General features: G+C 58.4%; 5 protein-coding genes. 1 reads left to right on the forward strand and 4 read right to left on the reverse strand.

What is annotated here, in order from left to right; translation table 11 throughout:
* Positions 1 to 110 precede the first annotated feature (110 nt).
* Positions 111 to 1,034: a siderophore-interacting protein gene (locus HMPREF2857_RS05600; RefSeq protein ID WP_070643075.1), complete on the forward strand. Its 924-nt coding sequence runs from the start codon at positions 111 to 113 to the stop codon at positions 1,032 to 1,034.
* Here HMPREF2857_RS05600 and HMPREF2857_RS05605 read toward each other — a convergent pair.
* From HMPREF2857_RS05605 to HMPREF2857_RS05620, 4 genes are read right to left on the reverse strand one after another with little or no spacing between them, the layout of a single operon-like run.
* A complete protein-coding gene (locus HMPREF2857_RS05605) occupies positions 1,031 to 1,825 on the reverse strand; it encodes an ABC transporter ATP-binding protein (RefSeq protein ID WP_016421888.1) in 795 nt (264 codons plus the stop codon). The genes HMPREF2857_RS05600 and HMPREF2857_RS05605 overlap by 4 nt on opposite strands.
* Positions 1,822 to 2,874: a FecCD family ABC transporter permease gene (locus HMPREF2857_RS05610; protein WP_371441566.1), complete on the reverse strand. Its 1,053-nt coding sequence runs from the start codon at positions 2,872 to 2,874 to the stop codon at positions 1,822 to 1,824. The genes HMPREF2857_RS05605 and HMPREF2857_RS05610 overlap by 4 nt, the downstream gene beginning before the upstream one ends.
* Positions 2,871 to 3,887, reverse strand: coding sequence for a FecCD family ABC transporter permease (locus HMPREF2857_RS05615; RefSeq protein WP_222865499.1), 1,017 nt, complete (start codon positions 3,885 to 3,887; stop codon positions 2,871 to 2,873). The genes HMPREF2857_RS05610 and HMPREF2857_RS05615 overlap by 4 nt, the downstream gene beginning before the upstream one ends.
* A 51-nt stretch (positions 3,888 to 3,938) precedes the next feature.
* The gene (locus HMPREF2857_RS05620; protein WP_070643077.1) at positions 3,939 to 4,895 is read right to left on the reverse strand and encodes an iron-siderophore ABC transporter substrate-binding protein; all 957 of its coding nucleotides are present in this window, start codon (positions 4,893 to 4,895) and stop codon (positions 3,939 to 3,941) included.
* Positions 4,896 to 5,636: the final 741 nt, after the last annotated feature.

A 5,636-nucleotide genomic window follows, 5' to 3' on the forward strand; every position in this document is an offset into this window, starting at 1 on the left:
GTTAAACCAGTCCAACTTTCGGGGACCAGTTCACCTCGGATCCCCGCGGGGCTTTTTCTGCCCCTCACCCTTTCACTTTTGCTTTAGGTAAGGGTAAGTTAACTCCCACTATGACCTCGAACCCAGTTACCCTGAACACTCCGACGAACACTTCCGCCTACCGCGCGACCTTTTCTGACCACCTACTCTTGGCCGCCCCTTCTGAACCGCACCATCGAATCATCCGCGCCACTGTTTATGACGTCAGCGCCCCGGCAGAAAACCTGCAGAGGATTGTCATCCGCTCCCCCGAGCTAGTCGGCTTTCAGCTTTCCGGCCCGGACGAATTCTTTGGCCTCTTTATGCCGGCTAAGCCCGGCGAGAATCTCCATTTACCACTCCACGGAGGTGGCGCCAATATCCGCGCAAGCGTTACAGCCATGCCGGAGACCCAACGCCCAAATTTACGTTGGTACACCGTACGCTCACTCGATCCCGAGTGCGGACAGATAACTTTCGACGTGGCGACACATGGCGTCAAAAATCCAAAGGATGAGCACGTCGGACCAGGGCTCGCCTGGGCTCTTGCAACTCGTGTTGGCGACCAGGTAGGCATCTGGACATGCCAGGGCCTCTGGCACCGCGCGCAAAGTTCACAAACACTTATCGCAGACCCATCTGCCGTACCTTCCGTTCGCGCCATTTTGGATTACGCGGATGCGTTTGCCCCGGAACAGTTGCGCGACATACACCTCGTAGTGGTCGCCGAGAACCATGGTGACCTCGAGCCATCCCTCGTCGCCGACTGGGAGAGCAAGCTGGGCAGCCTAGAAGTGCTGTTTAGCGCTACAACGGACTTCAGCACGGCAGTGATGTCCCACCTACAGCAACTGGACCGTGCCGAACACCCCGCAACACAGTCGAAGTACGTCTGGGTCGCGGGTGAAGGACAGCTCTGCAAGGAAGTACGGCGCCACGCAATTCACACCTGGGGCCTCAATAGCGAATCCGTGCAGTGGTGCCCCTATTGGTTCCTAGGCAGGGCACGGCCTTAATTAGCCACAATCCCTCGCGGCACAATAATCGGAGCCATACCGCGGGGATCTTCCCACACCTCGGCATTCAGGCCATATGCCTCGCGCAACACATCCACCGTCAGAGCCTCCTTTGGAGAACCCTCGGCGATCTTTTCCCCTTCCTTCATGACGATCATCTCGTCGCTAAAAGCTCCCGCCAGGCCAAGATCATGAAGTACGGTAATCACCGTCTTGCCCTCTTGAGCGAGCTCCCGCACGATACTTAGAATCTCTATCGCATGTGCCGGATCTAGGTAGGTAGTCGGTTCGTCCAACAGCACAATTGGCGTATCCTGCGCCAACACCATCGCCATCCAGACCCGCTGCCGCTGGCCGCCAGAAAGCTCCGCCACGTCGCGGGCAACAAGATGGTCAACCTTCGTCTTCTTCAGCGCCTCGCGCACTTTTTCTTTATCTTCTGACGCCGTCGCTCCCCCACCCCAGAGCGATCGACGATAAGGGTGCCGTCCGCGCTCCACAAGTTCTCCAACGGTCAATCCCGCCGGACACAGCGGGTGTTGTGGCAAAAGCGCAATTAGTTGGGCGGCTTCGCGCGACCGCAAACTATGCACGTCCTTTTTCTCTACAAGAACCCGTCCTTCGGCGGGAGCAAGCAGCCGAGAAAGCGTCTTGAGCAACGTCGACTTGCCACAACCATTGGGGCCTAAGAGCGTGGTGACCTTCCCGGGCTCTGCAGTGAAAGACACGTCCTTAACAATGCTTGGGCCGTCGTTGTAGCCCACGGTGACGTGATCAACTTGAACGTTCATTGAACCATTCCTTTCAGAGTTCCGCGACGGGCCGCCAACCACACAAGCAACACCAACGCGGGGCCACCGATGATGGCGGTAACCAAACCCACAGGGGATGTAAATGGCAGTGCGCCCGCCACGACGGCGCACGCAGCTAATAGAGCAGCGCCTGCAAAAGTAGAGCACAACGGATGGGGCGTGGGCGTTCCGGCCACCAGCTTGGCCAGCTGAGGAGCCAATAGTGCCACGAATCCAATTGGGCCGACAAAAGAAACCACCACCGCGACAATGCCCGTTGCGGCAATGAGCAAAATAGCGCGCACCCTCGTGACATTTACCCCAAGTGTGGACGCGGTGGCGTCATCATGAGAAAGAAGAGGGACATCGCGCGTAGCACAGAGGCCTAAAACTACGAAGGGCAACAGGCCCAACACCATAGGCAACAAAGCTTCCATACGCACAAAGCCGGTAGACCCAGCGAGCCAAGTTTGGGCATCCGTGGCACGAGTTAAGTCAGCCCGGAGCAGGAGATACTGCACTAAAGACTGCGTGAGGAAAGACAGTGCCAGGCCGATGACCACTACGCGCTGCGACGTCCCGAAGCCACCGAATAGAACGAGCAAACCAACGATTACTAGTGCGCCAAGCAAAGCGAGTGCAGCACGCCACCAGAACGTCGGCACCCCCTCACTCCATGCAGGGCGGGTAACTACGGTGCCCGCCACAACCAAAACCGCCGCGCCGCCGGATACACCGAGAATGTCCGGGCTGGCCAGCGGATTGCGGGCCATGGTCTGAGTCCACGCACCTGCCAGCCCTAGAGCCGCGCCGACCAGAACGGTAGCGATTGCTACAGGCAGGCGGAGATCCCACACCACGTTGATTGCTTGCTGTGTGCCCCCACCGGTGAGAACCTCGATGACTTCCATCGGGCTGAGCTTCACCGCTCCTTGCCCCAGGATTAAGCAGTAACAAAGAGCCGCTATGAGGGCGAACCCTGCCGAAGCCGCCAGGACGCGTCTGCTTCGTGAACGCTTAATACTACGGATAGACGTCATATCGCTCATATCGTCAGCTCCGAGTCATTCGAGGTCGGTGAACTCTTCTTACGTCGCACCGCCAGAATCATCACTGGGGCACCGACAATAGCTAAGACAATGGACATTTCCAGCTCGTTAGGCTGCAGGACGAAGCGGCCCACAATATCGGCTAGCAACACAGCCGCGCCACCAACAATGCCGGTCGGCAGCAAGAGGCGAGTCAGGGACGGGCCGGTAAACGGGCGTAGTAGGTGTGGCACGGCGAAGCCCACGAATGTCACAAGCCCCACAGTGGCTGTCGCCGAGCCGGCGAGGATGATCACCGCTGCGGCAGCCAACAAGCGGGTTCTCGTGGGCGAGCTGCCAAGGGAACGGGCGGAGTCCTCTCCCATCGCAAGTAGATCCAGCGGGCGTGCTGCAAGCGCACCACATAGAGCACCTAGTGCTAGACCTAAAGCAGCTAAGGCCACGTCTTCCATACCCCGCCCAGCCGTAGAGCCAACGGTCCAGCGGCGGAGCCCTTCCAGGGTGTCGGAAGAATAGAGGCTCAGCATATTCGTGGCCGCTTGCAGGGCGAAGGTAACTCCCACGCCCACGAGTACCAGAGTTAGCGGGTTACGCGATACGCGGGAAATCAACAGCACGATTAAGGCAGCGACGGCCGCCCCGACGAGCCCTACAAGTGTCCGCTCCCCGACCGTCGTTGCCCAGCCCAAGGTCAGTGCCGCAGCGACTGCGAAACTTGCTCCAGCGTTCACGCCGATAATGCCGGGATCTGCCAGGGGGTTGCGGGTCCAGCTCTGAGCAATGGCACCCGCCATAGCCAGGGCTGCGCCTGTGATCACAGCCAAGAGGGTGCGCGGAACGCGCAAGTCCCAAATGATGCCGGACTGTTCAGCATTGATGCCGGATTGCGTAGATGGGTGCGGACCATGCATGAGGATGCTGGTCACTTCGCCAATGGAAAGATCTTTGGAACCCAAGTACAGGGAGGCAAGCAGCAGCAAAGCCAAGCCAACGAGTGCGGCCGAAGTAAGCAAACGCCGGGAAAACACCAAAGAATGTCGAGTTCTTGAAACGGACACTTTCAATTAAATTGCGTCAGAGAACTTGTCGACTGCCCAGGGGATGGTCAATGGGTTCGGCATACTCATTGCATTGCCCACGTTTTCGTCCATCCAGCGGACCTTGCCTTCGCGAACAACGTCCAGCTTGCTGAATGTTGGATCCTTCTTCAAGGTATCGGCGGCACCCTGGTAATCAAGGATGAAGAGGTAATCGACGTTGTTGAGGTCGCTGTAGTTCTCAGGTGCGATGTCGCGGTAGAACTCGCCCCCGTTACCTTCGAGCTCCTTCGGGATCTCGAAGCCCAGACTCTTGATAAACTGCCCGCGACCGTCACCGGAGGTGTACAGGCCGATCTTTCCCTGATAAGGCATGACGATAGCCGCACGCTTGCCTTTGAGCTCAGGGTGCTGCTGTTGGAAATCATCGAAGGCCTTCTGCGTTTCTTCGACGAGTTTGTCGCCTTCTTCTTGCTTGTCTACAGCGCCGGCGATCTGGTTGACCTGATCCCGCCAGGGGATCTGCCAGTCCGTGGCACCGTCTGGCTTAACGGTGGTTGGGGCGATGTCATTAAGCGCCTTCTTCGCCTGCGCGTCTACGGCAGAGTTCACCGCAATGATCTTGTCCGGATCAGCGGCGGAGATCTTCTCCAGGATTTCAGCAGTGAATCCGTTGGCAGTACCGTAAACCACTTCAGGCTTGTTGTCGCCGAGCTTTTCGGTAGCCCATGGGCCGACGCCAGACGCATCAACATCTCCCTCAGCACCCCAGGGCGCTACGAGGACTGGTTGGATGCCTAGAGCGAGCAAGGTATCGCTGTCTCCCAGGCCAACTGCGGCGATGCGCTCGTCCCCGGTGCCCTCATTTTTTGACGCCGCCGCGTCGTCGCCTCGGGAGCAACCAGACAGAACAAGAGTGGATGCTACCAAGACAGCGGCGGTCTTCAGCGCCGCTCGACGGGTCAGCGAATTGTTTCGAAACATGTGAAAGCCTAATGTGTAAGGAACTCTTTGAGACGCTGTAAAGTACCCGTAGCCCCAAGAGACTGATGGCCTCTTTCGGCTACGGCCAACACAGCAATCGGGTCTATATTACACAGGTAAGGCTAACCACACAACAGGCTACCCTAAGTTAGTCCGCTTCCTGCTCGGCCGCTACCGACTCCATCTCCGCCCTGGCCACCGTCGCCACGCTGGCCACCCGACGCCACTCTGGCCACCCTAGCCACCCTGGCCACTGTCACCGCCCTGGCCACCCTAGCCACTCTCGCCACCCTGGCTCTCAGTGCCGAGATGCTCGCGCTATTGCAACTCGTGGCACCAACTGTCGGAAAAGTTGCACTTCGAAGGTCGAAATGTCGCTAGAACGGGAATCTGTCAGCACAGGCGCGCCTCCGAATTTTGCGACAATTCCCTGACCTGCAGTTTTGCGGAGCTGCAAATCAGTGTCTTTAACGCATTCCCGTTCTAGCGACATTCACCCCTGCTAGCGCCCCAAATACGGCGCCGTCGGCCACGCATTCCCGGTCTAGCGACATCTGCACATCCTCACGCCGCCAAATAGGGCGCCGGCGCCTCCCGTGACGCAATCCCCCAGCACTGCGCTCGCACAATCTCACATTCCGCTGGCGCTGCAGCCAAGCGGAAAGCGTGGGCGTCAATAAGAAAAAATAGGCCCCCTACCGCAACAATGTGAACTGCTCCCCATTAGTTGGACTGAGAAAT

This window comes from Corynebacterium sp. HMSC076C10, from assembly GCF_001812455.1.
Classification (GTDB): Bacteria; Actinomycetota; Actinomycetes; order Mycobacteriales; family Mycobacteriaceae; genus Corynebacterium; species Corynebacterium jeikeium_D.

What these genes read in the sequence shown, in the direction of transcription:
- HMPREF2857_RS05600 (WP_070643075.1), top strand. Translation starts at nt 111, where the DNA reads ATGACCTCGAACCCAGTTACCCTGAACACTCCGACGAACACTTCCGCC.
- HMPREF2857_RS05605 (WP_016421888.1), bottom strand. Translation starts at nt 1,825, where the DNA reads ATGAACGTTCAAGTTGATCACGTCACCGTGGGCTACAACGACGGCCCA.
- HMPREF2857_RS05610 (WP_371441566.1), bottom strand. Translation starts at nt 2,874, where the DNA reads ATGAGCGATATGACGTCTATCCGTAGTATTAAGCGTTCACGAAGCAGA.
- HMPREF2857_RS05620 (WP_070643077.1), bottom strand. Translation starts at nt 4,895, where the DNA reads ATGTTTCGAAACAATTCGCTGACCCGTCGAGCGGCGCTGAAGACCGCC.